26 protein-coding genes and 1 pseudogene are annotated in these 26,218 nt (G+C 63.7%); 12 read left to right on the top strand and 15 right to left on the bottom strand.

The features are described 5' to 3' along the window. The first annotated feature begins 12 nt into the window (after positions 1-12). Positions 13-1,908: a cobaltochelatase subunit CobT gene (cobT, locus tag RTP54_RS30820; protein ID WP_112812064.1), complete on the top strand. Its 1,896-nt coding sequence runs from the start codon at positions 13-15 to the stop codon at positions 1,906-1,908. A 128-nt stretch (positions 1,909-2,036) separates the two neighbouring features. Then, positions 2,037-3,029, top strand: coding sequence for an esterase-like activity of phytase family protein (locus RTP54_RS30815; RefSeq protein WP_112812065.1), 993 nt, complete (start codon positions 2,037-2,039; stop codon positions 3,027-3,029). 46 nt (positions 3,030-3,075) lie between these two features. Here RTP54_RS30815 and RTP54_RS30810 read toward each other — a convergent pair whose 3' ends face one another. Together RTP54_RS30810 and rpmB are read right to left on the bottom strand one after the other, a co-directional pair. Next, positions 3,076-3,711: a VUT family protein gene (locus tag RTP54_RS30810; RefSeq protein ID WP_112812066.1), complete on the bottom strand. Its 636-nt coding sequence runs from the start codon at positions 3,709-3,711 to the stop codon at positions 3,076-3,078. 150 nt (positions 3,712-3,861) lie between these two features. Next, positions 3,862-4,158, bottom strand: a complete 297-nt coding sequence (gene rpmB / locus RTP54_RS30805; protein WP_112812067.1) for a 50S ribosomal protein L28 — start codon at positions 4,156-4,158, stop codon at positions 3,862-3,864. A 390-nt stretch (positions 4,159-4,548) separates the two neighbouring features. On the opposite strand from rpmB, the gene RTP54_RS30800 reads away from it, so the two are divergent. Next, positions 4,549-5,325 (top strand): DUF3108 domain-containing protein, encoded by a 777-nt coding sequence (locus tag RTP54_RS30800; RefSeq protein WP_112812068.1) that lies wholly within the window; start codon positions 4,549-4,551, stop codon positions 5,323-5,325. A 97-nt stretch (positions 5,326-5,422) separates the two neighbouring features. After that, positions 5,423-6,313, top strand: a complete 891-nt coding sequence (locus RTP54_RS30795) for an EamA family transporter (RefSeq protein WP_312367858.1) — start codon at positions 5,423-5,425, stop codon at positions 6,311-6,313. Positions 6,314-6,329: 16 nt separating this feature from the next. On the opposite strand, the gene RTP54_RS30790 is transcribed toward RTP54_RS30795, so the two are convergent. Together RTP54_RS30790 and gloB are read right to left on the bottom strand one after the other, a co-directional pair. Continuing rightward, positions 6,330-6,770 carry a cupin domain-containing protein gene (locus tag RTP54_RS30790; RefSeq protein ID WP_112815436.1) on the bottom strand — a complete coding sequence of 147 codons (441 nt, stop codon included), beginning with the start codon at positions 6,768-6,770 and terminating at the stop codon, positions 6,330-6,332. Positions 6,771-6,772: 2 nt separating this feature from the next. Beyond that, positions 6,773-7,543 (bottom strand): hydroxyacylglutathione hydrolase, encoded by a 771-nt coding sequence (gene gloB, locus RTP54_RS30785; protein WP_312367856.1) that lies wholly within the window; start codon positions 7,541-7,543, stop codon positions 6,773-6,775. A gap of 175 nt (positions 7,544-7,718) precedes the next feature. On the opposite strand from gloB, the gene RTP54_RS30780 reads away from it, so the two are divergent. The 3 genes from RTP54_RS30780 to RTP54_RS30770 all read left to right on the top strand — a co-directional run bounded on the left by RTP54_RS30780 (position 7,719) and on the right by RTP54_RS30770 (position 10,604). Then, entirely contained in the window at positions 7,719-8,483 is a 765-nt protein-coding gene (locus RTP54_RS30780) for a class I SAM-dependent methyltransferase (protein WP_312367854.1), read from the top strand. A 91-nt stretch (positions 8,484-8,574) separates the two neighbouring features. Beyond that, positions 8,575-9,681 carry a histidinol-phosphate transaminase gene (gene hisC, locus RTP54_RS30775; RefSeq protein ID WP_312367852.1) on the top strand — a complete coding sequence of 369 codons (1,107 nt, stop codon included), beginning with the start codon at positions 8,575-8,577 and terminating at the stop codon, positions 9,679-9,681. Continuing rightward, positions 9,678-10,604 (top strand): prephenate/arogenate dehydrogenase family protein, encoded by a 927-nt coding sequence (locus RTP54_RS30770; RefSeq protein WP_112812073.1) that lies wholly within the window; start codon positions 9,678-9,680, stop codon positions 10,602-10,604. The genes hisC and RTP54_RS30770 overlap by 4 nt, the downstream gene beginning before the upstream one ends. A gap of 335 nt (positions 10,605-10,939) precedes the next feature. Here RTP54_RS30770 and RTP54_RS30765 read toward each other — a convergent pair whose 3' ends face one another. Next, positions 10,940-11,953 carry a DUF2125 domain-containing protein gene (locus tag RTP54_RS30765; RefSeq protein ID WP_312367850.1) on the bottom strand — a complete coding sequence of 338 codons (1,014 nt, stop codon included), beginning with the start codon at positions 11,951-11,953 and terminating at the stop codon, positions 10,940-10,942. Positions 11,954-12,148: 195 nt separating this feature from the next. On the opposite strand from RTP54_RS30765, the gene RTP54_RS30760 reads away from it, so the two are divergent. Further along, a complete protein-coding gene (locus RTP54_RS30760; RefSeq protein ID WP_112812075.1) occupies positions 12,149-12,679 on the top strand; it encodes a gamma-glutamylcyclotransferase in 531 nt (176 codons plus the stop codon). 21 nt (positions 12,680-12,700) lie between these two features. On the opposite strand, the gene RTP54_RS30755 is transcribed toward RTP54_RS30760, so the two are convergent. The 4 genes from RTP54_RS30755 to ftsE form a co-directional block, all read right to left on the bottom strand. After that, positions 12,701-13,492, bottom strand: a complete 792-nt coding sequence (locus RTP54_RS30755) for a lysophospholipid acyltransferase family protein (protein ID WP_112812076.1) — start codon at positions 13,490-13,492, stop codon at positions 12,701-12,703. A gap of 124 nt (positions 13,493-13,616) precedes the next feature. Next, positions 13,617-14,315, bottom strand: a complete 699-nt coding sequence (locus RTP54_RS30750) for a YdcF family protein (protein ID WP_112815428.1) — start codon at positions 14,313-14,315, stop codon at positions 13,617-13,619. A gap of 96 nt (positions 14,316-14,411) precedes the next feature. Next, positions 14,412-15,440, bottom strand: coding sequence for an ABC transporter permease (locus RTP54_RS30745; protein WP_162703752.1), 1,029 nt, complete (start codon positions 15,438-15,440; stop codon positions 14,412-14,414). Next, positions 15,433-16,092 carry a cell division ATP-binding protein FtsE gene (ftsE, locus tag RTP54_RS30740; protein ID WP_063934108.1) on the bottom strand — a complete coding sequence of 220 codons (660 nt, stop codon included), beginning with the start codon at positions 16,090-16,092 and terminating at the stop codon, positions 15,433-15,435. Before ftsE ends, RTP54_RS30745 begins: the two co-directional genes overlap by 8 nt. A gap of 35 nt (positions 16,093-16,127) precedes the next feature. On the opposite strand from ftsE, the gene RTP54_RS30735 reads away from it, so the two are divergent. From RTP54_RS30735 to RTP54_RS30725, 3 genes are all read left to right on the top strand, one after another. Next, positions 16,128-17,057: a hypothetical protein gene (locus RTP54_RS30735; RefSeq protein ID WP_312367841.1), complete on the top strand. Its 930-nt coding sequence runs from the start codon at positions 16,128-16,130 to the stop codon at positions 17,055-17,057. A 63-nt stretch (positions 17,058-17,120) separates the two neighbouring features. Beyond that, entirely contained in the window at positions 17,121-17,666 is a 546-nt protein-coding gene (gene hpt, locus RTP54_RS30730; RefSeq protein WP_112812079.1) for a hypoxanthine phosphoribosyltransferase, read from the top strand. A 292-nt stretch (positions 17,667-17,958) separates the two neighbouring features. Further along, positions 17,959-18,318, top strand: a complete 360-nt coding sequence (locus RTP54_RS30725; RefSeq protein ID WP_112815437.1) for a response regulator — start codon at positions 17,959-17,961, stop codon at positions 18,316-18,318. Between the two features lie 140 nt (positions 18,319-18,458). Here the strand turns inward: RTP54_RS30725 and RTP54_RS30720 are convergent, their stop codons facing one another. From RTP54_RS30720 to argH, 4 genes are all read right to left on the bottom strand, one after another. Continuing rightward, a complete protein-coding gene (locus tag RTP54_RS30720; protein WP_312367838.1) occupies positions 18,459-21,086 on the bottom strand; it encodes a TIGR02302 family protein in 2,628 nt (875 codons plus the stop codon). 153 nt (positions 21,087-21,239) lie between these two features. Further along, positions 21,240-22,508 carry a diaminopimelate decarboxylase gene (gene lysA / locus RTP54_RS30715; protein ID WP_112812081.1) on the bottom strand — a complete coding sequence of 423 codons (1,269 nt, stop codon included), beginning with the start codon at positions 22,506-22,508 and terminating at the stop codon, positions 21,240-21,242. Between the two features lie 15 nt (positions 22,509-22,523). Continuing rightward, a complete protein-coding gene (gene lptM, locus RTP54_RS30710) occupies positions 22,524-22,718 on the bottom strand; it encodes an LPS translocon maturation chaperone LptM (protein WP_312367837.1) in 195 nt (64 codons plus the stop codon). Positions 22,719-22,869: 151 nt separating this feature from the next. Further along, complete coding sequence (argH, locus tag RTP54_RS30705) at positions 22,870-24,273, bottom strand: argininosuccinate lyase (RefSeq protein WP_112815432.1); 1,404 nt, start codon at positions 24,271-24,273, stop codon at positions 22,870-22,872. A 26-nt stretch (positions 24,274-24,299) separates the two neighbouring features. Here argH and tlpA point away from each other — a divergent pair, with 26 nt between their 5' ends. Continuing rightward, on the top strand, positions 24,300-24,971 hold the full coding sequence (gene tlpA, locus RTP54_RS30700) for a thiol:disulfide interchange protein TlpA (RefSeq protein WP_312367834.1): 672 nt from the start codon (positions 24,300-24,302) through the stop codon (positions 24,969-24,971). Between the two features lie 74 nt (positions 24,972-25,045). Here tlpA and RTP54_RS30695 read toward each other — a convergent pair whose 3' ends face one another. Together RTP54_RS30695 and RTP54_RS30690 are read right to left on the bottom strand one after the other, a co-directional pair. Then, positions 25,046-25,918: a 3-hydroxybutyryl-CoA dehydrogenase gene (locus tag RTP54_RS30695; RefSeq protein WP_112812092.1), complete on the bottom strand. Its 873-nt coding sequence runs from the start codon at positions 25,916-25,918 to the stop codon at positions 25,046-25,048. Between the two features lie 157 nt (positions 25,919-26,075). After that, positions 26,076-26,218, bottom strand: a pseudogene (locus tag RTP54_RS30690) (electron transfer flavoprotein subunit alpha/FixB family protein); the annotation flags it as partial.

Below are 26,218 nucleotides of genomic sequence, written 5' to 3'. Positions count from 1 at the left end.
GAAGGAACTGTCGTGAGCTCGAACTCCAAGGCAAAGCCGACCACGCGTGAAAATGCTGCCGAACCGTTCAAGCGGGCGCTTTCCGGCTGCATCCGATCGATCGCGGGCGATGCCGAGGTGGAAGTGGCCTTCGCCAACGAGCGGCCCGGGATCACCGGCGAACGCATCCGCCTGCCTGAAATCTCCAAGCGGCCGACGCGCCAGGAACTCGCCGTCACACGCGGTCTCGGCGACAGCATGGCGCTGCGCAAGGCCTGTCACGATGCGCGCGTGCATGCGACCATGTCGCCGCAGGGCGCTGATGCGCGGGTGATCTTCGACGCGGTCGAGCAGGCCCGCGTCGAGGCGATCGGCTCACTGCGCATGGAGGGCGTCGCCCGGAACTTGAGCTCGATGCTCGAGGAGAAATATTCCAAGGCCAATTTCGGCGCGATCAGCAAGCAGGCGGATGCACCGCTCGGTGAGGCCGTGGCGCTTCTGGTACGCGAAAAGCTCACCGGCGAGAAGCCGCCAGCGTCCGCCGGCAAGGTGCTCGACCTCTGGCGTGATTTCATCGAGGAGAAGGCCGCCGGCGACATCAAGAACCTGTCGTCTGCGATCAACGACCAGCAGGCGTTTGCCCGCGTCGTGCGCGACATGCTGACGTCGATGGACGTCGCCGAGAAATACGGCGACGACGACATCGAGCCCGACGAGCAGGAGAGCGAGACCGACGAGGACCAGCCGCGCAGCCAAGAGCAGGACGAGAGCGCCAGCGACGAGGAAGCCGGCGACGATGCCGCCCCCGCCGACGAGAACCAGGCTGCCGAAGAGCAGATGGAAGAAGGCGAGATGGACGGCGCGGAGATCTCCGACGACGACCTGCAGGACGAAGGGGATGAGGACAGCGAGACACCCGGCGAGGTCAAGCGCCCGAACCAGCCGTTTGCCGACTTCAACGAGAAGGTCGACTACACCGTCTTCACCCGCGAATTCGACGAGACCATTGCGTCGGAAGAGCTGTGCGACGAGGCGGAACTCGACCGTCTGCGCGCCTTCCTCGACAAGCAGCTTTCGCACCTTCAAGGGGCTGTCGGCCGGCTTGCCAACCGTCTTCAGCGCCGCCTGATGGCGCAGCAGAACCGCTCCTGGGAATTCGACCTGGAAGAGGGCTATCTCGACACCGCACGGCTGCAGCGCATCGTCATCGACCCGATGCAGCCGCTGTCGTTCAAGCGCGAGAAGGACACCAATTTCCGCGATACGGTCGTGACCCTCTTGATCGACAATTCCGGCTCGATGCGCGGACGGCCGATCACGGTTGCGGCAACCTGCGCCGACATTCTGGCGCGCACGCTGGAGCGTTGCGGCGTCAAGGTCGAGATCCTCGGTTTCACCACCAAAGCTTGGAAGGGCGGGCAATCGCGCGAGAAGTGGCTGGCCAGCGGCAAGCCGCAGTCGCCGGGTCGCCTCAACGACCTGCGCCACATCATCTACAAATCGGCCGATGCGCCGTGGCGGCGCGCGCGCCGCAATCTCGGCCTGATGATGCGTGAAGGCCTGCTCAAGGAAAACATCGACGGCGAGGCACTGATCTGGGCGCATGAGCGGCTGATGGCGCGGCGCGAGCAGCGCCGTATCCTGATGATGATTTCGGACGGCGCGCCGGTCGACGATTCGACGCTGTCGGTCAATCCGGGCAACTATCTGGAACGGCACCTGCGCGCCGTGATCGAGCAGATCGAGACGCGCTCGCCGGTCGAACTGCTGGCGATCGGCATCGGCCACGACGTGACGCGCTACTATCGCCGCGCGGTGACGATCGTCGACGCGGATGAGCTTGCCGGCGCGATGACCGAGCAGCTCGCCGATCTGTTCGAAGACGAAAGCATGCGCCGCCGTCCCGGCCGCGCGCGCCGCGCAGGTTAATCGCTCACGAAACCGGGCGGCCCACCGTCGCCCCCGGGGCGACCGTGGGCCGCCCTTTTCACTCACAAGACGGCGGCACGCTTGTCGTTCCATCCTCCCTTTCCTGCCCGCCGAAGGAACTCCCCCAGATGCTTGGCCGCGGTCTCCTTGTTCTATCCCTGTTGGCGTCCACGAGCGCTGCTCTCGCCGCCACCGACAGCGAGACACTCCCCATCCGCAGCCGGCAGATCGAGGCTTTCAAGGTTGGCTCCAGCCAGACGCGGTTCGGCCAGCTTGAGTTTGTCGGCGGCCTGGAGATGACGTCGTCGAACGCGCTTTTCGGCGCGGTGTCGGCAATCCGTTTCCGGCCGGATGGGTCCTCCTTCGTTGCGGTCATGGATACCGGGCACTGGCTCGAAGGCGCCGTGACGCGCGACGCCAGTGGCAAGCTTTCTGGTCTGACCGACCTGACGGCGACGCCGATGGCGGACAGGAGCGGCGCCGTCGGGCTGGAAAAGTGGAAGGTGGATTCGGAAGGGCTGGCGCTGCGCGAGGGCGAGGTGATCGTCAGCTACGAGCAGGCCCACCGCATCGATATCTATCCGGACCCCGGGTTTTCCGCTTCAGGGCCGGCCGGGAGCATTCCATTGCCGTTTCCGGCCACTGAACTGCGCAGCAATGGCGGGCTGGAAACGGTCGCCGTATCACCGAAGGAGAGCCCGCTCGGTGGCGCTGCCGTAACGGTGTCGGAGCGCAGCGTCGACAAGGCTGACAATCTGCTGGCAGGTATCCTCGACGGGCCGATGAAGGGCGCCTTTGCCGTCGTGCGCACCGAGCCCTATGCGGTCACCGACGGCGCCTTCCTGCCCGATGGCGATCTCCTGCTACTGGAGCGGCGGTTCAATTTTGCGTCCGGCCTCGGCATGCGTATCCGCCGCATTCCGGGTGCCACCATCCGGCCGGGCGCCGTGGTCGACGGCGACGTTATCCTTGAAGCCGACATGGGGCATCAGATCGACAACATGGAGGGGCTCGACGTCGTCGCCCGCCCCAATGGCGATATCAGCGTCATCATCGTCTCCGACGACAACCACTCGATCCTCGAGCGCAATCTGATGCTGGAATTCCGGCTGATCAAATGAAAACGGGGCCGATCGGCCCCGTCTCAAATCCGTATCTGAGATGATATCAGGCAGCAGCCTTGCCCGGCATGGGCTTGATCACGCTCATCAGCGCGCCGTAGGGCAAAAGCATCACGATGCCGCAGAGGATCTTCACCGAGAGGTCGCCGAGCGCCCAGGAAATCCAGCGCGGCGCTTCCGTCGACAGAAGGCCGAGCAGCGGTGCCGTCTCCAGCGCGAAGCTGTCATTCGCTCCGAAGAACACGAAGAACGGCGCAAAGGCAAAGGAGAAGAACATCGCCGTGTCGAGCGCGGAGCCGATCAGCGAGCCTGCCAGCGGCGCCTGCCACCAGCTCTGGCGGCGGAGCCTGTTGAAGACGGAGATATCAAGCAGCTGGCCGAACAGGAAGGCCGAGCCCGAGGCGATCGCGATGCGCGGCGTGGCTGCGAAGAACGAGAGGAGGATCGCCACCAGAAAGCCGACGATGACCACACGACGCGCGATGCGCGGGCCGAAATGGCGGTTTGTGAGGTCGGTCACGAGGAAGGCGAAGGGGTAGCTGAAGGCGCCCCAGGTCAGGAGATCGCCGAGCTGCATGCCGGCAATCGAGCCTGGCAGCGGGTACTGAACGAGGAAGTTCGAGGCCACGACCACCAGGGTCATAAGCGCGACATAGACAAAGAACGTGCGGTTTATAAGCATTTTTTTATCCTGGGAGATGCCACCAGTTGAGCGGAAGCCAAGCGTGGACGCCGGGCCGATGAAGTATGCAATTTACACACGAGAAAAAGGCTTGCCGGATAAATCCGCAAGCCTTTTTAAAGTCGTGTCGAAGACAGACGCTGGCGCCGATTAGGCGGCTGCGACTTCTGCGTTCTTCTTGACGATCTGGCGGCGCAGCAGGCGAGCGCGCATGCTCAGCTCGTTCTCGTCAGCCTTCACGAGGAAAGCATCGAGACCGCCGCGGTGTTCAACCGAGCGGAGAGCTGCTGCGGAAACGCGCAGGCGGAAGCGCTGGCCGAGAGCATCGGAAATCAGCGTGACGTTGCACAGGTTCGGAAGGAACTTGCGCTTGGTCTTGTTGTTGGCGTGGCTGACATTGTTGCCCGACTGGACGCCCTTGCCGGTCAATTCGCAACTACGGGACATGGTACACCTATTCTCTTTATCGCCGCCGGACGATGCGGTAGCGGGCCCAGAGCCCAGGCCGCGTTCCTGTTGGCCATTATTGGAAAGTTGCGGTTCTATAGTCAGAGACAGCCCGCCCGTCAAGCCAAACCTCTTGCATTCTCGGAATTCCGCGGTTTCGTGCGGCCTTTTCTGCATCAGGCAAGCTTGATTGCGGCCATCCTAATGCTTGACGGCAGCCATTCCAAGCCCATTCATCATGCGCTATCGTTCGTCCTGTGGATGCAGCGGGCGCCCGTGGCGCGGCTCTGTGCCCGGCGGCCGGATCTCCCGGAAAAGGCGTAGAAAAGCCGTAAACGACCTGCATTCCAAGGCATTGCGACGACATTCGAGGAATGGATCTCTCAGGGCATGAAGTTGCGCAACGGTTCTCGCGCGGTAGCGCTTTTGTCAGTGGCATTGTTTTCCACAGCACCGCTGGCTGCGGATATCGAGCATCAGACGGATTACAGTATCTCGCTTGCCGGATTGCCGCTTGCGAAGGCGTCGTTCCATACGGCGCTCCAAAAGAATCGCTACACGATTTCGGGAACGCTGCATTCGGCCGGCCTTGTCGACATCTTCAGCCGGACATCGGGCCAGACCCGCGTTTCCGGTGTCATCGGCCGAGACTATCTGCGCGCGAACGAATATTCCATGTCCTACCGCAGCGGCAAGAAGGGGCGGGCGATCAACGTCACCTATGCCAACGGCAATGTCGTGCGCGCCAGCATGACGCCCAAACGCACGCCGCTACCGAAGAACTGGGTGCCGGTGACTTCGCGCGACATGCGCAACGTGCTCGACCCGCTGTCCGGCCTGATCATTCCAGGCACGGCCCGCGTCTGCCCCAACACGCTGCCGATCTTCGACGGCGAATCGCGTCTCGACATCAAGCTGTCGGCGAAAGGCACCAGGCCCTTCAAAACCCGGGGCTTCGACGGCGAAGCGATCGTCTGCGGGATCCGTTTCGTGCCGAAGGCGGGCTACAAGAAGGGGCGCGAGGATGTTGAGTATCTCAAGCGCCTTCAGACCATGGAGATCTGGTTTGCCAAGTCGGATGCCGTCGATGTCTATGCGCCCGTCTATGTGCGCATCCCGACCAAGCTTGGTCCCGTGACGGTTTCGGCAACGCGATTCGGCGATTGATACGGCCTTTCGGCAACAATCGGCACTAACAATCCACCGACAGTCGTGGTTTTATCCGCGCCGGTTTGCGCGAGGAAGCCGTTCGGGGGGATCAGGCATGACATTCAAGGCAACGTTGATTGGTGCGACCGCGATCCTGATGTGGTCGCTTCTGGCGCTGTTTACAGCGGCCTCCGGCAAGATGCCGCCGTTTCAATTGTCGGCGATCTGTTTCCTCATCGGCAGCATTCCAGGTCTCGTCGTGCTCGCGCTGAAGCCGGAGCGGCTGGCGCTTCTGAAACAGCCGGCCAAGGTGTGGATCACCGGCATTGCCGGCCTTTTCGGTTATCACTTTCTCTACTTTACCGCGCTTCGCAACGCACCGGCCATCGAGGCGGGGCTGATCGCCTATCTCTGGCCGCTTCTGATCGTCGTCGGCTCGGCGCTGCTGCCGGGCGAGCGGCTGCGCTGGTATCACGTCGCCGGCGCTTTCGCCGGGTTGATGGGGACGATCATGATCGTCGCCCGCAACGGCGTCGCCTTCGACGATGCCTATCTCATGGGCTACGGCGCAGCGCTGCTCTGCGCCTTCACCTGGTCCGGCTATTCGCTTCTGACGCGCCGTTTCGAGGCGGTGTCGACCGATGTCGTCACCGGCTTCTGCCTGGCGACGTCGCTGCTCTCGTTCCTGTGCCATCTCGGCCTGGAGACGACCGTCTGGCCGGCGACGACGTTCGAATGGCTGGCGGTCGCCGGCCTCGGGTTGCTGCCGGTCGGAGCCGCCTTCTATGCCTGGGACTTCGGCGTCAAGAACGGCAACATCCAGCTTCTCGGCGTTGCCAGCTACGCAGCCCCGGTGCTGTCGACGCTGATCCTCATCCTGTTCGGTTTTGCTGAGCCGTCCTGGCGCATCGCGGCGGCATGCCTCTTCGTGACCGGCGGCGCCGTGCTCGCGGCCAAGGACATGATTTTTCGCAAAGGCGGCACGACAGCGCAGCCAGCGGAATAAAAACGATCTCGCTGGATTATGCCTCGGGCGGCGCCCAGCCGGGAGCCGCCATCTCGAAGACCGAGAAATCGAAGCCCGGCGCGACGGTGCAGCCGACCAGCGTCCAGTCGCCGAGCGAGACGGCGGACTGCCACCAGTTGGGCGGCACCAGCCCCTGCGGGCGCTCGCCGCCCAGGATACCGGGACCAAGGCGCAGAACCGTTGCCGGCGCGCCGTCGGCGGCGATGCTGAGCTCCAGTGGGGCGCCGGCATAGTGATGCCAGATCTCGGCGGCGTCGCGAACCCGGTGCCAGTGCGAGCGCTCGCCGCGCTCCAGCAGATAGTAGATCGCCGTCGAATGGCCGCGTGGTCCGCCATTGCCGTCACGGAAGGTCTGCACGTACCAGCCACCTTCGGGATGGCGGGTCAGACCGAGGATGTCGATGATGGCGGCCGGTGTCAGCGCCTGATCGCCCATCATCAGAAGTTGTCCTTGCGCTTGCGGATCTCGGCAAAGACGGCAGCATCGCTGGCCCCCTCCATGCCGAGATGGGTGCGGATCTTCGGGTCGGCAGCGCGCAGGAACGGATTGGTGCGCTTCTCGAGCCCGATGGTCGTCGGTGCTGTAAAGCCGCCGTCGCAGCGGGTTTCCTCGATCTCGGCGGCACGCGTCTTCAGCTCTGCATTGTCAGGATCGATCGTCACGGCGAAGCGGGCGTTCGACAGCGTGTATTCGTGACCGAAATAGACGGTGGTGTCGTCGGGCAGGGCAAGAAGCCGGCTGAGCGACTGCCACATCGTTTCGGGCGTGCCCTCGAACAGTCGGCCGCAGCCGAGCGCAAACAGCGTATCGGCGGCAAAGAGCAGCTTGTCCTGCGGCAGGTAAAAACAGATATGCCCGGCGGTGTGGCCGGGTGTTTCGATGACGTTTACCGGGTGGCCGGCAAAGTCGAAGCGCTCGCCGTGGCGCACGCTCTGATCGATGCCGGGGATGCTGGCCGCTTCGGCCGCTGGGCCGATGATGATGGCGTTGAAACGCTCCTTGAGCGCGACGTTGGCCGCCACATGGTCGCCATGGTGGTGGGTGGTGAGGATATGGGTGAGCGTCCAGCCACGTCGCTCCAGCGCCTCCAGGATCGGTTTTTCTTCGGGTGCGTCGATCGACGCGGTGGCGCCACTTTGGGGATCGTGCAGCAGCACGCCGAAATTGTCGGTGCGGCAAAGAAAAAGGTCGAGTTCGAGCGCGGCCATGGCAAATCGTCCGATCGGGCTTCTGCGGCTGCTTTCGGTCGCGATCGAGCGAAGGCGAAAACAGCCACGGGTTCTGGGCTGCAGCGTGCCCTGATGCTCTTGCGGGCATGGCGCTGCATTGACTGTCGTCGAATGTAGTCAGGCTCGCCTTGAAGTCTACCGCTCGAAGGCTAACATGTTGCGCATGCACACCGATATTGTCGACCTCCGCGAATTCTACCACTCCGAACTTGGCCGCATGGCGGAACAGTCCGTGACCATGGCGCTGTCCTCGGTCTGGGCGCGCCTGCCCGAGGAGCGTCTCGTCGGCCTTGGCTATGCGGTTCCCTATCTCGAGCGCTTCCGCAAGGACACGGAGCGGACCTTCGCCTTCATGCCGGCAGGGCAGGGGGCGGTGAACTGGCCCGTCGCCGAGCTGTCGTCGACGGCGCTGGTGTTCGACGAGGAACTGCCGCTGCCCGATTCGTCGATAGACCGAGTGCTGATGGTGCATTCTCTGGAATTCGCCGAAAGCCCGCGCGAGACGATGAAGGAGATCTGGCGGGTGCTGGCGCCGGGTGGCCGGCTGGTGATCGTCGTGCCCAACCGTCGGGGCGTCTGGGCGCGCATGGAGCATACGCCCTTCGGCTCGGGTCGGCCCTATTCGCGCAGCCAGCTGACGGCACTGTTGCGCGAGACGAATTTTACCCCCGGCGCGTCGGCCGAAGCGCTGTTCTTCCCGCCGTCGAAGCTGAAGATGATCCTGCGCCTGCGCCGCGGCTTCGAACGGCTCGGCCGGTCGCTGTGGCCGGTCTTTTCCGGCGTGATCGTGGTCGAAGCGCAGAAGCGGCTTTACCAGGGGCTGCCGGTCGCCGCGCGCGCGTCGCGGCGGGTGTTCGTGCCGGTGCTGGCGCCACAGGGTATTCCAAGCACCCGGGAGCGGCCGCACGCGCAGTCGTGAGCGCACCTGTCGCAGGGTCTGCCGACCCTCGACAAATCCTGATTGCGCCGGTATTGGCTTGGCCTTCTTTCCTGCCTTGAAAGCTGATCCGATGAGCCTTGCCTCCAAGAGCCCGCAGCCGCGTCCCGGCATTCTGGATATCGCCGCCTATGTGCCCGGCAAGGAGCATGCCCCCGGCGTCGCCAAGGTTCACAAGCTTTCCTCCAACGAGACGCCACTCGGCGCGAGCCCGAGCGCGATCGAAGCCTTCCAGGCGGCGGCCTTCAACCTGGAGCGCTATCCCGATGGGCAGGCGCGGGCGCTGCGCGAGGCGATCGGGGCCGTGCACGGTCTCAACCCGGCCAACATCCTGTGCGGCAACGGTTCTGACGAATTGCTCGGCCTGCTCTGCCACACCTATCTTGCGCCCGGCGACGAGGGCGTTATTACCGAGCACGGGTTCCTGGTCTACAAGATCCAGATCACGGCCGCCGGCGGCGTTCCCGTGACCGTCAAGGAGCGGAAGGCGACGGTCGACGTCGACGCAATCCTTGCGGCTGTCACCGAGCGCACCAAGCTCGTCTTCATCGCCAATCCCGCCAATCCGACCGGCACCTATATCCCGGTCGACGAGGTCCGTCGCTTGCATGCAGCACTTCCAGAGGGCGTGCTTCTGGTGCTCGACGCGGCCTATGCCGAATATGTTCGCCGCAACGATTATGCCGCGGGGCTCGAACTGGTGTCGGCCAACCGCAATGTCGTCATGACCCGGACCTTCTCCAAGATCTACGGTCTTGCCGGCCTGCGCATCGGCTGGATGTACGCGCCGCCGGAGGTGATCGACGCGGTCGACCGGGTCCGCGGCCCCTTCAACCTCAGCGCCGCATCGATCGCGGCCGGTGCCGCGGCCGTGCGAGATCAGGCCTTCGTTGGCCAGGCGGTCGACCATAACCTCACATGGCTGGAGCGTGTCGTGCGTGGCCTGGAAGCACTCGGCCTGACGGTAACGCCATCGGTGACCAACTTCGTGCTCATCCATTTCCCGGCCGAGGACGGCAAGCGCGCAACCGATGCCGACACTTTTCTCACCGCTCGCGGCTATATCCTGCGTGCGGTCGCGGCCTACGGCTTCCCCAATGCCCTGCGCATGACCATCGGCTCTCAGGAAGCCAACGAGGGCGTGATCGCGGCACTGACAGACTTCATGGGACGGAAATGATGACACAGCAGTTTGATACGATCGCGCTTATCGGCATCGGCCTCATCGGCTCATCGATTGCCCGGGAGATCCGCGAGAAACAGCTCGCCGGCACCCTGGTGATCTCGACCCGCAGCGAGGCGACGCTTGCGCGCGCCGAAGAGCTCGGCCTTGGCGATCGCTATACGCTGTCGGCCGCCGAGGCCGTGCGCGATGCCGATCTCGTCATCGTCTCGGTGCCGGTCGGTGCGTCCGGTGCCGTCGCGCAGGACATTGCCGCCCATCTGAAACCGGGCGCGATCGTCACCGATGTCGGCTCGACCAAGGGTTCGGTGATTGCCCAGATGGCGCCGCATCTGCCCGACACGGTGCATTTCATCCCCGGACATCCGATCGCCGGCACCGAGCATTCGGGCCCGGACGCCGGCTTCGTCGGCCTCTTCCGTGGCCGCTGGTGCATCCTTACGCCGCCACCCGGCCAGGACGAGGAAGCGATCGCCAGGCTCAGGCTGTTCTGGGAAACGCTCGGCTCGATGGTCGAGGAAATGGATGCGGAACATCACGACAAGGTGCTGGCGATCGTATCGCATCTGCCGCACATCATCGCCTACAACATCGTCGGCACGGCCGACGATCTGGAGGCGGTGACCGAGTCCGAAGTCATCAAGTATTCCGCGTCCGGTTTCCGCGACTTCACGCGTCTCGCCGCCTCCGACCCGACCATGTGGCGGGATGTCTGCCTGCACAACAAGGACGCGATCCTCGAAATGCTGTCGCGGTTTTCCGAGGACCTCGCCTATCTGCAGCGGGCGATCCGCTGGGGTGACGGCGACAAGCTGTTCGACCTCTTCACCCGCACCCGCGCGATTCGCCGCTCGATCATTCAGGCCGGCCAGGACACCGCCATGCCCGACTTCGGCCGCCATGCGATGGACCAGAAGTAGCGGTTGCCAGCAGTTCCAGGAAAAGTGCGAAGGCTACAAGGCTGATGGCGACGACAAAGATCGAGAATGCATGCTTGCCGGGAGGCTCGCTCGTTTTCCTCATTCCGGCCTGTGGCGGAATCCAGCGACCTGACGTCTGTCAGGTCAAGCGCTCTTTCAGCCCAATGACTTGGGCTGGCTAGATTCCTGTGACACGCACAGGAATGACGGAAATCTTCATCTAACGCCACGTGGACGTCTGCCGGGGATTGGGACTGACTGCGAAAGCAGTGCGAGCCCGAGGTGGTCCCGGCACCCGTCTCTACCAGTCAATGCCGCCCGCGGCGTCGTCCCGATCAGAGCGTCGGCAGCACGCCGATCGGGATGAAGGCGAGGAAGGCGGTGCCGTCGCGCACGTTCAATTTCACCGTCGCTTCGTTCTTGCCGTTGGCAAGCGCCTTCAGCATGTTGGCGGTGTTGTTGACGAGGTTGGCGTCGTCCGGAATGAGCTTCACGAGGTTTTCCCGCCAGGCGTCGATGTTGGTCATCGTCAGGGAAAGCTCGCCTGATATCAGCCCCTGATCGTTGACCGAGAACGGACCCGACAGCTTTGCGTTCATGCCGGCGCCGAGGTCGAGCGTCATCTGGCGCAGCTCGCCCTTGCTGCCGCGCAGCATGGCCGGTGTCGGGATGCCCGAGCCCATCCAACTCGCCTTGTCGACGAAGGTGAGGTCGGCTGCGACGGTCGCCGGCGGCGCCAGGCTCTCTCCCCCTTGCGGGCGCAGATCGAGCTTGTCGACGCTCAAGGCTGCATCGAGGTCGTTGCCGTTGCGGCGCAGATGCATTTCGCCGTGGCTCGCGCCAAAGCCGAAGCTGTCACCGGTCACGGGCAGGCGCACCGTGCCCGTCAGGTTGTCATAGCTGATCGAGCTGCGGTCGAGCCCGGAGAGCGTTGCCCGCACGCTCGCATGCAGCAGCGTCCAGTCTGCCGAGACATTCAAGTCGGGCGAGACGCGAAATTCGGCCGGGCCGTCGAGTTCGATGATCGCGTGACCGGGCTGGTAGACCTGGGCCGCTGTTCGAAGCGCTCCAAACGAGGCGGAGGCCCCGCGGCGGGTGTCGTCGAGGTTGACCTTGTCGCAGAAGAGACCGATGCGGAAGGGGAAGCCGCGCACGTCCATGTTGGTGCACTCGCCCCCGAGCCCGTTGGCGCTGGCATTGGCGAGCTCGGCCGTCAGGCGCTTTTCGATCTGGGCGGCCACGGCAAACCAGCCGGCCGAATAGGCGGCGCAGACGATCACGATGCCGGCGATCAACCAGCGGAACTTTCGGGCGACCGGCGAGGGATTGGCGACTGCGGTTACGGTCATGGTAGCGCTTACTCCACAAAACTTCAGACCGCGGCCGCCTTTCGGGTGGCGCCGCCCGTCCTGCTTGTTATCTCATCATTCGATGCACGGGAACGACTTGTCTCTTCCGTGCCGGGATGCTGTGCCGTAGAAAAACCGACATGGCCGACCACCGGTAAGCCGACGATTCGGCGACGATCAGACAGCGCGGATTGAATGACAGTGGATATGGACGAATTTTGGGTCTTTGGCTACGGGTCGCTGATGTGGAACCCGGGCTTCCGGTTCGAGGAAAGATCGACGGCGCGGGCGTTCGGTTATCGCCGGGCGCTGTGCGTGCGCTCCTGGGTCCATCGCGGCACCGAGCAGCGGCCGGGCCTGGTGCTCGGCCTCGACCATGGCGGCTCCTGCATCGGCACGGCCTTTCGCGTCGATACGAGCGAGAAAACGGCGGTGATCGATTATTTGCGTGAGCGCGAACTCGTGACCCACGTCTACAAGGAAAAGACGATGCCCGTTCAGCTTGCCGATGGCCGGCGGGTGCCGGCGCTGACCTACGTGATCGACCGTGCCCACGTGCAATATGCCGGTGCGCTCAGTGCGCCGGAAGCCGCGGCGATCGTTGCCGTTTCCGTGGGAAAGTCCGGGCCGAACAGTGAATACGTGTTCAACACCCTTGCCCATCTCAAGGAGATGGGCATTCGCGACCATTGGCTCGAAGAAGTCGTGGCGACGTTGACGGCTTAGCTTGCCAGCGCCGCGGCTGAGTTAGCCGCGACCCATTGCCTTCAACTCGGCGAGACGCTGCTTTGCCGTCGGCGGCAGCGGCAGGTGCGGGTTGTTCTTGACGGTCTCGATGAGAAGCTCGTCGCTTGCCGTTTCGGTCACTTCGATCAGCCTGGCGAGGAACTCGTCCGGATCGAGACCGGCCTCGATCGGCGGCAGAACGCGCACCTTGAAATGACCGGGGTAGCGCAGGAACTTGCGGCGCGGCCAGAACAGGCCGGGATGCATGGCAACGGGCACGACCGGCACGTTCAGGTCGCGGTAGAGGCGGGCGATGCCGTACTTATAGTGCGGCGGCGCGCCCGGTGGACGGCGGGTGCCTTCGGGATAGATGATCAGCTCGCGGCCAGACGCCATTTCCTGCTTGGCGCGGTCCATCACCTCGGTCATGGCGCGGCCGCGGGCGGCGCGGTTTACCGGCACCATGCGCTGCTTCTGGATGTACCAGCCGAACAGCGGGATCCAGGTCAGTTCGCGCTTGAGAATGAAGAACGGGTCATTGAGCCAGGGCAACAGCGCATAGACATCCCAGAACGACTGGTGCTTCGGCGCGAAGATGTAGCCGCTCTTCGGAATATTCTCCAGGCCCTCGATCTCGAAGGTCGTGCCGACCATCTTTTCGAACAGCCAGTGATTGCTGCGCGCCCAGTTCTTCGGGACGAACCAGGACGTCTTTCGCGACACCAGGAAATAGGCCGGCGTAAAGACGATCATCTGCAGGATCAGATTGACGTAGAAGACCAGATTGAAAAGGACCGAACGCAGGACGATCATCAGCAGGCTCTCGAAAGGCGAGTTCAGTTATATCCAGCCTATGGCCGGTGGGTCGCTGCGTACACGAATAAAGGCTGAAGGAAAACCGCTCGTTCTCACTTTGCTGATGGAAGCGCGCTGACGACTATTCTTCGGCAGGTGTCGCGCGCGAGGGAACGGTGCGCAAACCACTCGCAGGGCGGGCGCCGGCCATGTCGCGCACGGAGGCGACAGTATACTTGCCGAATTCCAGCAGGATCGATTTCAGCACCATCGGATTGCGCAGCCAGTTCGTCGTCTTGAGGTCGGAATTGACGACGGGGTAGGCGATGAATTCGGTCTCCGGACGGGCGCGCCGCAGTTCGAGCAGGCTGCGCGGCATGTGGTAATTGTTGGTCACGACAAGCACGCGCTTGTAACCGCGGTCGCTGATCCACTGGCTGGCTTCCGTGGCATTGCCGATCGTGTCGATGGCCTCGTGGCCGATGTCGACGCAGCATTTGAACAGATCGGCCGAGCTTTGCGTGTTGCGCCGGATCTGGCTGCCGGTGGTTGCCGGATGGACGCCAGAAATGAGGAGCCGCTTGCCGGCGCCGGATTTCAAGAGGTCGACCGCCTGATCGATGCGCTGGAAGCCGCCGGTCAGGACGACGATCGCCTCCGCCTTGGGATTGTCAGGCGGCTGCAGCGAGGCGACCGTATCGGCAAAATTGAGGAAGGCAGCGACCACGATCGCGAGTGGAACAAGCAGGACGAAGAACGTCCGGCGGAGAATTCTGCGCAAGGGGCCACGGCGGCGGCGCTCCTGTTCGGCTCCGCCTTGCCATTTCCCCCCTCCGGCCATCCCGCTCCCGCGAAGTCCTTGCGCCATCATGATTCTCTTCAGATAGCGCCAGATTGCGGCAAGGAATGGATCGAATAAAGGCGAAACATTAGGGCGTCAGCTTTGGTACGTATCCGTGCGGCCGGGATCGGAGCGGATCAGGTCGATCTCATAGATCGTGCGCGTCACGGTGAGCCGTGCCGTCAGCGTGGTCAACACTGCGATGACGATCATGATGGCAAGAATGCCGAGATACCCACCGTAACCGATGGTGAATGTTCCGAAGAGGGCGGTCGCCTGGTCCGTTTCCGGTGTCGCGAGCGTGCGCGATTGCCAGTAGCCGGCAAGCGCGAAGAACAGCGCCGCCAGAAGCCCGCCGGCGCCGGCGCCCTTGAGACTGATCCTGAGGAAATGCTTCTGAAACTCGGATGCGACGAAACCGGCCTCCGCGCCGACGAAATGCAGCACTTCGACGATATGGCGGTTTCCAGACAGGGCGCCGCGCGTGGCGAAGATGACGGTCAGCACCATCGTCGAGAAGACGAGCACGAGCACGCCTGTACCGATCATCGCCGTCGTGTTGGCCATTGCCACCAGGCGATCGACCCAGGTGCGGTGATCATCGAGAAACGCCTGTGGGATGATCTCCGTCAGCGCCTTGCGCATGGCGACGAAGTCGGGCGGATTGTTTTCATCGATGGTGATGATGACGAGGCGGGGAACCGGCAATTCGTCGAGATCGAGGCCCTCGCCGAGCCAGGGCTCGAGCAGGCGGGCGGTCGCCGCGCGGTCGACGATGTTGCCGCCGGTCGCGCCGCTGAAGGTCAGCGCCAGATCGCGTGCGTCGGCCAGCGCCTTTTCCATGTCGAGATTGTCGTCCGGCTTGATCTGGATGGTGATCTCGCGGGAAATCTGGCTCTGCCAGCTCTGGGCCGTGGCGCGCACCATGCTGACGCCACCGAGCGTCAGGCAGGCGAGGAACGACATGATGGCGATCACGCACATCAGCGCGTGGCCGGACACGTTGGTCGAGGGAACGATCGGCCCCATGGGGCGCACGCGCATCTCGGTGCGTCGCGGCTGCTGCTGCGGTTCAGGCGGCTGCTCGGGCACCTCATGGGTGCGTTTGGTGCGGCCCTCACTCATAGATGTCGAGCCGCCCTTGCGAAAGGATCATGCGCCGCGCCTCGACCTGGTCCATCAAGGACAGATCGTGGGTGGCGATGACGACGGCCGTGCCGAGCCGGTTGAGCTCGAGGAAAAGGTTGAGCAGGCGGCGGGCCATCGGCGGGTCGACATTGCCGGTCGGCTCGTCGGCAAGCAGGATCTCCGGCCGGTCGATCAGGGCGCGCGCGATCGCCGCGCGCTGCTTCTCACCGCCCGACAGTACCGGCGGCAGCACGTTGATGCGCTCGCCGAGCCCGACCCATTTCAGCAATTCAAGAACGTCGGCGCGGTAGCTCGATTCGTCCTTGCCACGAACGCGCAAGGGAAGAGCGACGTTCTCATAGGTGGTCAGGTGATCGAGCAGGCGAAAGTCCTGGAAAACGATGCCGACGCGTCGGCGCAGCATCGGGAATTCCTCACGCGGGATCGACGAAATGTTGCGGTCGAACATGCGGATGAGGCCGCGTGTCGGCTGCAGCGAGAGGAAGAGAAGGCGCAAAAGCGTCGTCTTTCCGGCGCCGGAGGGCCCGGTCAGGAACTGGAACGACCGCCGCGGAATATCGAAGGTCAGGTCCCGGAGAATTTCCGGTCCCATACCATAACGCAGTCCGACGTTCTCAAAATGAATCAAAGGGTAGCCCAGTCTCTCTCACGACCCGCGCGGTTTTGCTGGAGGCCGGTCATCTGCGCATAGGACGCCAGACACCGAAAGGCAAAACCGCCAGCGGAACCATGGTTAAGCAGCGGTTAATTTTTCATGAAAAGGCGCCGGTTTCGCGACCTCTTTCCGAAGCATTAACCATTTCGGTTTACGTGTCGGAAAGATTTGATGCAATGCCCAGATTCTTGCACCGCATGGGTTCGGCGCATTGCCCGATGGTTTCGCGTGGGACGACAGCTCGGCCCGCGATCCTGGAGGGAAAGGCGATGCAGGCATTCCGCACGAAATCGGCCGGCGCCGCGGCCAGTGCCGATCTGTTGCTGCCGGATCGGGCGCAGCGACAGGCTGCATCCGCAACGCGCCGGGCCGACTATGTCGACGTCGAGTTCGAAACGGTTGCGGCTACGGCCCGCCGAACTCCCTATCCGGTGTTCAACGATACCCGGCAGCGCAGTCGACGCTCCGGGCCGCGCTTGACAGTCGTTCGCGACGAACAGGCTGCCGGGGGACGTTTTTTGTCCTTGGCCGAGGCGCGGTTGCGCGCCATGCCGCCGCGCCAGTTCGCCGGGCTGGTCGCGGCCTTCGCGCTCGCGGCCTTTGCGGGGATCATCGCCCTTTCGACCGGTGACCAGCGCATACAGGCGCCGCTGGCGATCAGCGATATAACGACCTCGCTCGACTATTCCGGCGGCATGCGGGTGCTTTCGGTCTACGGCGCTATCGACAATTCTTCTTCCGGACTCCAGCGCCTGCCGTTGATCGTGGTGGACGTGATCAGCAATGGCCGCAAGGTCACGGCGACGCGACTGTTGCCGGAAGGCGCGGCAATTGCGCCCGGCGAGAGCCGCCGCTTCGTGACCAGGCTTCCATATGCAGGTGGAAAAATGCCGGAGGTGAAGGTTTCCTTCGCCGAAAACGGTGTCTCCGTGCGCTGATTGTGCTAAGCGGGCGCGAAAGGGAAGGCGTTTGTCTTCCGGAAGAAACGCTGGAGAAGCCGCATGCCCGTCGTTCGCGGAAAGAATATCGAGCCCCTGTACACGGCAGAGACGATCGCCGCACGCAACAACGAGCTTGCCGACATGATCGTCAACGGTCCGCATCAGGACCTTCTGGTGATCGCGGTGCTGAAGGGCTCGTTCATCTTCGCCGCGGACCTGATCCGCGCGATGCACAATACCGGCCTTGCACCTGAGGTCGAGTTCATCACGCTTTCGAGCTACGGGCTCGGCACGGTTTCGCAGGGCGTCAAGATCATCAAGGACATCGACAGCGACGTACATGGTCGCGACGTGCTCCTGATCGACGATATTCTGGAGTCCGGCCGCACCCTGCGCTTCGCCAAGGAGCTGATGTTCGAGCGTGGCGCGCGCAACGTCACCATCGCCGTGCTGCTCGACAAGCGCATCAAGCGCAAGGTCGAGCTTGAGGCCGATTATGTCGGCTTCGAATGCCCTGATCATTTCGTCGTCGGCTACGGAATGGACGTGGCTTACGCCTTCCGCGAACTGCCCTTCGTCGGCGTTGTCACCGGCGACGCCGAGTAAAAATGCGGGAATGGAAAGCGCCGCGACCTTCGGGTTCGCGGCGCTTTCGCCGCCTTCCGCATCGATCGGAACTGGCCTTGCCTGTGCGGCATTCTGAAATCCAGCCGCCCGGCGTTTACCGAACACAAAGAAAAAGCTGGTTGTTTGGCGTGGTGTCGCGTTTCGGCCCCTCGTGAGGCTGCGCGCCGCTGCGGTCTTCCGTCACATTTTTCGTGAGCGTTGCCGTATCGATTGGAATGGGCCGGTCTCTATGCGAAAGAGCCGTGCCGTCGCAGCGAACGCGGAGGCCATGATGGCGAAGATCCTGATTACCGAGGACGAGGATGCATTGCGTTCCTTCGTCGCGCGGGCCCTGAGGCTCGATGGACATGAAACCGTGGAGGCTGGAGACGGTGCAGACGGGCTTGCCTGCTTGCAGACCGACAACTTCGATCTGCTTCTGTCCGATATCCGCATGCCGGTGATGGATGGAATCGAGTTGACCCATCAGGCCGCCGCCGCCTTTCCGGCGATGAAGATCCTGCTGATGACCGGCTATGCCGAGCAGCGTGAGCGCGCAGACGACCTTGCCGACAAGATCGTCGACGTCATTTCGAAGCCCTTTTCCCTGCCCGATATCCGCAAGGCGGTCGCGTTGGCACTTGCCGCCTGACAGCCCGATGCCTGACACGTCCGCGTCTGCCGGGCGGGCGCCTAGGCAACTCCTAGGGCATTTTCCAGATCAGAAAAACGCCCCCGGCACATTTCGGTGCCGGGGGCGTTTTCGTTCCGGTGCGTGTTGCCGGTCGCGCGTCAGCGCATGTCGAGCAGGCGTTCGAGATATTGCCGCTCGGCTTCCGGCGAGATCGTGTTGCCGAGCCGGCGGCGGATCTCGTCGAGGATCTCACGGGCCCGCTGGGTGTCGATCTCATCGGGCACCTTGACCTGGTCGCCGAAATCGGGGCCAGCATTCTGCTGGCGCCGGCCGAGCGGATCACGGCCGTTCTGGCCATACTGAGGCACACCCTGGCCGGGTCCCTGACCCTGGGCCTGCATCTGGTTCATCATGTCCTGCGCGCCGTCGCGCAGTGCCTGAAGCGCGCGGCCCTGGCTGCCGACGGCCGGTTCGCCCTGGCCCTTGCCAAGCGAGCCGGAAGCGCCGTCCATCTCGCGCTTGGCATCGCCAAAGCCCTTGCCGGGCTTGATGCCGAGGCCTTCCAGCCCCTTTTGCAATTCGCCCAGCTGCTTGCCGAGCGCATCCTGCTGCTGCTTCAGCTGTTTCAGCGCTTCCTTCAGCTGCTCGGCGGTCATCTCGTCAAGCGGATTGGGCTGGCCGTTCTCGTCGCCGCGCTGGCCCGGGTCCTGGGGCATGTCCTGGCCGTAAAGCTCGTTGTCCTCGCCCTGCAGCGGATCGCCGCGCTGCATGCGGTCGCGCTGCGCCTGGTCGAGCTTGAAGGTCTCGTCCATCAGCCGCTGCTGCTCCTGCATCAGCTTGCCGAGCTTGTCCATCTGCTCGCGCATGGCGTTGTTCTGTTCGCCCTGCTGCTGCTGCTGGCTGCGGCCCGCCTGCAAGTTGTTCATCATTCGCTGCAGCTCGGACAGCATCTGCCGGGCCTGGTCGCGCGCGCCTGAGCGTGCCAGGTTCTCGATCTGGTTCATCATCTTGTCCAGATCCTGCTGGCGCAGCACATTGTTCTGGTCAGGGTTGGCGGCCATGCGCGGGTTTTTCGCGGCCTCCTTGGCGAGCGCCTGCATGTATTCCTGCATGGCCTCGCGCAGTTCCTTCATCAGCTTGGCGATTTCCTCGTCAGGCGCATTGCGCTCGAGCGCGTCCGAAAGCGCCTGCTGTGCATCGCGCAGGCGCCGGTCGGCAAGCGACAGATCGCCATCCTCGATGCCAAGCGCGATTTCCCAGAGATGCTTGGCCGCATCGCGCAGCATGTCGTCGTCATGCGCGAGCGCCATGCGCGAGCGTGCCGATTTCAACAGGAGGAAATGGGTGAGGTTGGGGATCATCTGTTCGGCGAAGCTGGTGATCGCGTCATTGAGGTCGATCGCGCGCGGCAGCTCGTTGGCATTGAGCGCGAAGACCTGGCGCTGCTCTGCGACCGAGCCTGCCAGCGGATTGAAGAATTGCCGCGCGGGCAGGATCATGTCCTGCGGCACGCTGCGGCCCTCCTGGCCGGCGGCGTCACGGGCAACGAGCGTGACACGCACGTGCTTGCCAGCGAGTGGATGTTCGCTGAGGTTCCGGCTGGTCGTGCCCTTGGCCTCGCGGGCGTTGCGGCGCGGCAGGTCGAGCCGGTATTCGGGCAGCGGATAGAGCGGCCGCGCGTCCTTGGCGGGCTCTTCGAGCGGCTTGATCTCGGCCCAGGCCTGGGCGATGCCATAGTCGTCCGATGCGAGGAACGCGATGTCGAGCGAGGCATTGGGGGTCGGCTTCGGCAGGCCGTCGAATGCGATCTGCGGCACGCTGTCGGGCGTGATCTTGAACGTCCACGTCTGGCCGCCGACCGACAATTCGCCGTCCTTGACGATCTTGTAGAGGTGGTTGCGCACGGCGTTGGCGGTCTCGGACGCATTTTGGCTGGCCGGCTCCGCTGCCGCCGCCTTTTCGTCGGGCTTCTCGCCGGCGGTCGGGATCAAGATCGGTGCCGTGCCGCCGCTTTCGGTGTAGCGCACGGCCTCGTCCGAACCGGTGCCGGTGACGCGCACGGTCAGATCGCTGAACTGCGGAATGGTGATCGCTGCTGTCTCGTCGGCCGGGGAGGCGACGCCCTGGCGGCCGGTGAGGAAGACAGGCGCCCGTCCGGTGTAGGCGGGTGGCGCCACCCAGGCATCGACCCGGATGTCGGCGACTTCGCTTTGGGGCTGCGGCAAGTGGAACGCGTCGGAGAGCAGGCCCGCGCGGTTGGAATAGGAATAGGCAAAGGCCACGCAGGCGATCAGGACCGGCAGCGCCCGCAACGCGAAGGGGTCATGACGGGCGATGTCGGGCCGCGGCAGGCCGGTGTCGAGCGCCCGGACCATGCCTGCCATGCGCGTCTGGTGTTCGCGCCACAGCGCCTGGCCGAAGGCGCCGCCGGTCGCCGGCATGTCGTCCTGGACGCGGATTGCCTGGTGCGGCAGGTCGTTGCGCTCTTCGAGCATGCGGTCGGCATCGACGGTGCCCGGCAGTCTGATCCGGGTCAGCGGAACGAGGGCGGCAATGAAGGCGACGAGAAAGCCCAGGAGCAGGGCGGCATGCAACCAAAGGGGAGCGATCCGGAACAGACCGAGCCAAGCGGACGACAGAAACAGAAGTACGATCGAGGCGGGAACAAGGGCACGCGGCAGAACCTGCTCGGCGGTGAGGACCGCGCGCGCGACATATCTCTTCAGTGCCAGTGTCCTGGCAAACGACTTCGGTTGTGGCGTTTCATCCTGCCGGAATTGCGTCATCCGCCCAAGTTCCCTTTCGGTCGCTCATGACCGCTCGTGATCGACCTCTTGACGGGTCAGGATAACATCGTTTGTGGCGAAGACGAGGGCGACAACAAAATCGTGATCGCCCGTGCGGGCGATCCACAGATCATCGTTCGATCCGGGTGTGGCTCAGTCGAGCCAGTCCGGCACGGAATCGAGCCCGATCAGTTCGTCGTAGCTGCCGCGCGGCCGGATCACGTGGAAGCGGTCGCCCTTGACCAGCACTTCCGGGATCAGCAGCCGGCTGTTGTACGTGCTGGCCTGGACCGCGCCATAGGCACCGGCCGAGCTGATGGCGAAGAGATCGCCGGGCTTCGGCATCGCCATCTCGCGGTCGAGCGCCAGATAATCGCCGGTCTCGCAAACGGGCCCGACGACATCGGCCTTGATGCGCGGCGCGTTGGCGGCCGAAATGCGCACCGGGCGGATCTCGTGATAGGCTTCATAGAGCGTCGGGCGGATGAGGTCGTTCATGGCGCCGTCGACGATGACGAAGGTCTTGTCGCCGCCGTCCTTGACGTAGATGACCTCGGTCACGAGGATGCCGGCATTGCCGACGATCAGCCGGCCCGGTTCGGTGACGATCTTGCAGCCGAGCGATTGCAGCTGGTTCTTGACGATATCGGCATAGGCGTCGGGCAGCGGCGGCGGATTGTTGTCTTCCTTGTAGGGAATGCCAAGGCCGCCGCCGATATCGACGTGATCGATCGCATGGCCGTCGCTGCGCAGCGCGTCGACCAGTTCGCGCAGAAGCTTGAAGGCGTCGTCGAAAGGCTGCAGCTCGGTGATCTGGCTGCCGATATGCATGTCGATGCCGGTAACCTGGATGCCGGGAAGCGTTGCCGCATGGGCATAGACCGCGCGGGCGCGCTCCCAGGAAATGCCGAACTTGTTTTCTTTCTTGCCTGTCGAGATCTTCGAGTGGGTGCGCGCGTCGACATCCGGATTGATGCGGAAGGAGACGTGCGCCCGCTTGCCGGCGCGAACGGCGCGCTGGTTGAGGACTTCGAGTTCGGGTTCGGATTCGACGTTGAAGCAGTAGATGCCGGCGTCGAGCGCCATATCCATTTCATTCGGGGTCTTGCCGACGCCCGAGAACATGATGCGGCTTGCCGGAATGCCGGCGGCCAGAGCCCGGCGCAGTTCACCACCCGACACGACGTCGACGCCGGCGCCAAGGCGCGCGAGCGTTTTCAGCACCGCCTGGTTCGAGTTGGCCTTCATGGCGTAGCAGACCATGGCGTCGACATCGGCGAAGGCATTCGAGAAGACCTTGTAGTGCCGCTCGAGCGTTGCCGTCGAATAACAGTAGAAGGGCGTGCCGACGGCGCGGGCGATATCCGTCACCGGCACGTCTTCGGCGTAGAGGATTCCGTCGCGGTATTCGAAATGGTTCACGGGGCTTGGCTCGGCTTAGAGGAGGGGATCAAGCAGGAAACGGCGGTTGTCCGGCTGCTCTTTCTGTTCGACGGTTCCGGCAGGGGTCAAGGTGTTGATCGGTGCCGTCGAGCCGGGTCGGTCGAGGTCGCCCTTGCGTCCACAACCGACAAGAACCAGCCCGGGGATCGCCAGAAGAAGCGCAAGCCGGGCCGCCTTCGTGAATGTCATCGTGATTTTCCTTCGCGGGAGACTGATGCTGGTGCGATGTCTTATCGATTTTTCCGGCGCTTGTGCACCCTGATTCTGCGACCTGTTTCAGGCCCTTGCGTCCAGGCGGGCCATTGCCCCGAAACCGCCGGGCGGTTGCGGGGCGCAAGCATCAGTTGCGGGTGCGCCACCAGGCGATCTGCTTGCGCACCTCGCTCGGTGCGGTGCCGCCGAAGGAGGTGCGGCTGGCGACCGAGGCCTCGACGGTCAGCACATCGAACACCTTGGCGGTGATATCGGCATGGATCGACTGCAGGTCTTCCAGCGTGAGGTCGGCGAGGTCGCAGGCCTTCTGTTCGGCGAGCGCCACGGCACGGCCGGTGACGTGGTGGGCATCACGGAACGGCAGGCCCGCCTCGCGCACCAGCCAGTCGGCAAGGTCGGTGGCGGTCGAATAGCCGGAGCCGGCGGCGGCCTTCATCCGATCGGCGCGGATGGTCATATCGCGCACCATGCCGGTCATGGCGGCAACAGCAAGTTCGAGGCTCTCGGCGGCGTCGAAGACCTGTTCCTTGTCTTCCTGCATGTCCTTGGAATAGGCGAGCGGCAGGCCCTTCATGACCGTCAGAAGGGCGATCAGCGAACCGTTGATGCGGCCGGTCTTGGCGCGCACCAGTTCGGCGGCATCGGGGTTCTTCTTCTGCGGCATGATCGAGGAGCCGGTCGAAAACGCATCGGACAGGCGGATGAAGCCGAACTGCGGCGTCGACCAGATGACGATCTCTTCGGCCAGGCGCGACAGGTGCGTGGCGGTGATCGAGGCCATCGACAGGAACTCGAGCGCGAAGTCGCGGTCGGAGACCGTGTCGATCGAATTGCGGGTCGGCCCGGCAAAGCCGAGCGCGTTCGCGGTCATGTGGCGGTCGATCGGGAAGCCGGTGCCGGCAAGGGCGGCGGCACCGATCGGGCTTTCGTCCATGTGCTCGATGGCGTGCCGCACGCGCGAGCGGTCGCGCCCGAACATCTCGACATAGGCCATGCAGTGATGGCCGAAGGTGACCGGCTGGGCGGTCTGCAGATGGGTGAAGCCGGGCATGACGGTCTCAGCATGTTCCTCGGCGCGGTCGAGGAAGGCCGCGATCAGGCCGGTCAGGGCCTTTTCGGTGCGCTGCAACTCTTCCTTGACCCAGAGGCGGAAGTCGAGCGCCACCTGGTCGTTGCGCGAGCGGGCGGTATGCAGCCGGCCCGCGGCAGGCCCGATCAGGGTCGCAAGCCGCGCCTCGATGTTCATGTGGATGTCTTCGAGGCGACGCGAAAACTCGAACTGGCCGCTCTCGATCTCTGACAGGATCGTGTTGAGACCGTGAACGATCTTGTCTTTGTCCTCGGCCGAAATGATGCCTTGATGCGCAAGCATGGTCGCATGCGCTATTGAGCCGCGGATGTCCTGGCCATAGAGCTTCTTGTCGAAGCCGATCGAGGCATTTATCTCCTCCATGATCGCGTCCGGACCCGAAGCGAAGCGACCGCCCCACATCTGGTTGGAGGATTTCGTTTCGGAATTGCCGTCAGCCATGAAGAATGCCCGCCTTGGAGAATGAAATGCCCGACCAGAAGAAATCCCCCCCGGCCGTGAAATTGTTCGCGCTCGCCGCCGTGTTCGGCGTGATCGTCGGTGCGGCTGCGGTATACGTGAAGGAGACGGGGTCTGGCAATGCCGAGCCTGCCGAAACGGCAAGTGCCAGCTGCCCGTTTACCGGCGAAAAGGTCGCCTCGCTGACCCCGTTCATGAAGGGCCAGGTGGCGGCGATGTCACCGGCCGCATCGCCGCGCCCGATTGCGCTCGATTTCAACGACCCTGAGGGCAAGCCGACGACGGTGAAGGCCTTTGCCGGCAAGACCCTGCTCGTCAATCTCTGGGCCACCTGGTGTGGGCCCTGCCGCGAGGAGATGCCGGCGCTGAACGCGCTGCAGAAGTCGCTCGGCAGCGACAAGTTCGAAGTGGTCGCGATCAACATCGACGTGGGTGACGACGAAAAGCCGAAGGCCTTCCTCGACGAGACTGCCGCGCACGACCTGCGCTACTACCGCGATGCCTCGATGGGGGTCTTCAACAACCTGAAGAAGGAAGGGCTCGCCTTCGGCCTGCCGGCGACCCTGCTGATCGACGACAAGGGATGCCTGATCGGCTCGATGAACGGCCCGGCCGCGTGGGACAGCGATGACGCAAAAGCGCTGATCAGCGCTGCAATCACGCCCGCAGCCGGCAGCTGACCTCTTGGCAATCACCCTCTGAAAACTGAAAAGCCCGGCATTTCGCCGGGCTTTGAATGTCTGGAACAGGTCGATCAGCGGGTCGGGACCGGCACTTCGCCGCGGTAATCGTAGAAGCCGCGCCCGGACTTGCGGCCGAGCCAGCCGGCTTCGACGTATTTTACGAGGAGCGGGCAGGGACGGTACTTGGAGTCCGCCAGGCCATCGTGCAGCACCTGCATGATCGACAGGCAGGTGTCGAGGCCGATGAAGTCGGCAAGCTGCAGCGGGCCCATCGGGTGGTTGGCGCCGAGCTTCATGGCGGTATCGATCGCCTCGACGGTGCCGACGCCTTCATAGAGTGTGTAGATCGCCTCGTTGATCATCGGCAGCAGGATGCGGTTGACGATGAAGGCCGGGAAGTCTTCGGCGACCGTCACCGTCTTGTCCAGCGTGCCGACGAATTCCTTGGCCGCCTTGAATGTGCCTTCGTCCGTCGCGATGCCGCGCACGAGCTCGACCAGCTTCATCACCGGAACCGGGTTCATGAAGTGGATGCCCATGAACTTTTCCGGGCGGTCGGTGGCCGATGCAAGCCGGGTGATCGACAGCGACGACGTGTTGGTCGCCAGCAGCGCCTCAGGCTTCAGGATCGGACACACCTGGCCGTAGATCTTGCGCTTGATGGTTTCATCTTCGGTGACGGCCTCGATGACGAGGTCTACCTGCGACAGGTCGTTGATGTCGGACGAGCCCTTGATCAGCGAAAGCGCGCTCTTGCGCGCTTCGTCGGTCATCTTGCCGGAGGATACCTGGCGGGCGAGGTTGCCGTTGACAGTGGCAAGGCCGGCCTCGATGCGATCAGCAGCAAGATCGTAGATCTGCACCTTGTATCCGGCCATGGCCGAAACATGCGCAATGCCGCAGCCCATCTGCCCGGCACCAATAACTCCGACCGTCTTGATCATCGCGGCGAACATCCATCTTCAAGAATTTTGGCGGCCTGACCGCCGTCACATACGAAAATACCGGGCCGGTCTGGCCGGCCCGGTAGATTGTTAATGCCAAGTCCGCGCTTTTGCCAGCCCTTTTCCTTGGGGCTCGGGCAGCGCGGTTGGCGAATGGTTACAGCGCCTTTTCAAGCTCCGGCAGGGCTTCGAACAGGTCGGCGACGAGGCCGTAGTCGGCGACCTGGAAGATCGGTGCCTCCTCGTCCTTGTTGATGGCGACGATGACCTTCGAATCCTTCATGCCGGCGAGATGCTGGA

The sequence above is a fragment of the Ensifer sp. genome, assembly GCF_031989085.1.
In the GTDB taxonomy this organism is placed as follows: domain Bacteria; phylum Pseudomonadota; class Alphaproteobacteria; order Rhizobiales; family Rhizobiaceae; genus Ensifer.
This window is presented reverse-complemented; position numbering and strand designations above follow the sequence as displayed.

What these genes read in the sequence shown, in the direction of transcription:
- hpt (WP_112812079.1), top strand. Translation starts at nt 17,121, where the DNA reads ATGCCCGTCGTTCGCGGAAAGAATATCGAGCCCCTGTACACGGCAGAG.
- RTP54_RS30750 (WP_112815428.1), bottom strand. Translation starts at nt 14,315, where the DNA reads ATGGCCGGAGGGGGGAAATGGCAAGGCGGAGCCGAACAGGAGCGCCGC.
- RTP54_RS30795 (WP_312367858.1), top strand. Translation starts at nt 5,423, where the DNA reads ATGACATTCAAGGCAACGTTGATTGGTGCGACCGCGATCCTGATGTGG.
- hisC (WP_312367852.1), top strand. Translation starts at nt 8,575, where the DNA reads ATGAGCCTTGCCTCCAAGAGCCCGCAGCCGCGTCCCGGCATTCTGGAT.
- gloB (WP_312367856.1), bottom strand. Translation starts at nt 7,543, where the DNA reads ATGGCCGCGCTCGAACTCGACCTTTTTCTTTGCCGCACCGACAATTTC.
- RTP54_RS30760 (WP_112812075.1), top strand. Translation starts at nt 12,149, where the DNA reads ATGACAGTGGATATGGACGAATTTTGGGTCTTTGGCTACGGGTCGCTG.
- RTP54_RS30770 (WP_112812073.1), top strand. Translation starts at nt 9,678, where the DNA reads ATGATGACACAGCAGTTTGATACGATCGCGCTTATCGGCATCGGCCTC.
- RTP54_RS30810 (WP_112812066.1), bottom strand. Translation starts at nt 3,711, where the DNA reads ATGCTTATAAACCGCACGTTCTTTGTCTATGTCGCGCTTATGACCCTG.
- RTP54_RS30745 (WP_162703752.1), bottom strand. Translation starts at nt 15,440, where the DNA reads ATGAGTGAGGGCCGCACCAAACGCACCCATGAGGTGCCCGAGCAGCCG.
- RTP54_RS30695 (WP_112812092.1), bottom strand. Translation starts at nt 25,918, where the DNA reads ATGATCAAGACGGTCGGAGTTATTGGTGCCGGGCAGATGGGCTGCGGC.
- RTP54_RS30720 (WP_312367838.1), bottom strand. Translation starts at nt 21,086, where the DNA reads ATGACGCAATTCCGGCAGGATGAAACGCCACAACCGAAGTCGTTTGCC.
- RTP54_RS30800 (WP_112812068.1), top strand. Translation starts at nt 4,549, where the DNA reads ATGAAGTTGCGCAACGGTTCTCGCGCGGTAGCGCTTTTGTCAGTGGCA.
- RTP54_RS30780 (WP_312367854.1), top strand. Translation starts at nt 7,719, where the DNA reads ATGTTGCGCATGCACACCGATATTGTCGACCTCCGCGAATTCTACCAC.
- argH (WP_112815432.1), bottom strand. Translation starts at nt 24,273, where the DNA reads ATGGCTGACGGCAATTCCGAAACGAAATCCTCCAACCAGATGTGGGGC.
- RTP54_RS30790 (WP_112815436.1), bottom strand. Translation starts at nt 6,770, where the DNA reads ATGGGCGATCAGGCGCTGACACCGGCCGCCATCATCGACATCCTCGGT.
- RTP54_RS30755 (WP_112812076.1), bottom strand. Translation starts at nt 13,492, where the DNA reads ATGATCGTCCTGCGTTCGGTCCTTTTCAATCTGGTCTTCTACGTCAAT.
- RTP54_RS30725 (WP_112815437.1), top strand. Translation starts at nt 17,959, where the DNA reads ATGGCGAAGATCCTGATTACCGAGGACGAGGATGCATTGCGTTCCTTC.
- tlpA (WP_312367834.1), top strand. Translation starts at nt 24,300, where the DNA reads ATGCCCGACCAGAAGAAATCCCCCCCGGCCGTGAAATTGTTCGCGCTC.
- RTP54_RS30765 (WP_312367850.1), bottom strand. Translation starts at nt 11,953, where the DNA reads ATGACCGTAACCGCAGTCGCCAATCCCTCGCCGGTCGCCCGAAAGTTC.
- RTP54_RS30815 (WP_112812065.1), top strand. Translation starts at nt 2,037, where the DNA reads ATGCTTGGCCGCGGTCTCCTTGTTCTATCCCTGTTGGCGTCCACGAGC.
- lptM (WP_312367837.1), bottom strand. Translation starts at nt 22,718, where the DNA reads ATGACATTCACGAAGGCGGCCCGGCTTGCGCTTCTTCTGGCGATCCCC.
- rpmB (WP_112812067.1), bottom strand. Translation starts at nt 4,158, where the DNA reads ATGTCCCGTAGTTGCGAATTGACCGGCAAGGGCGTCCAGTCGGGCAAC.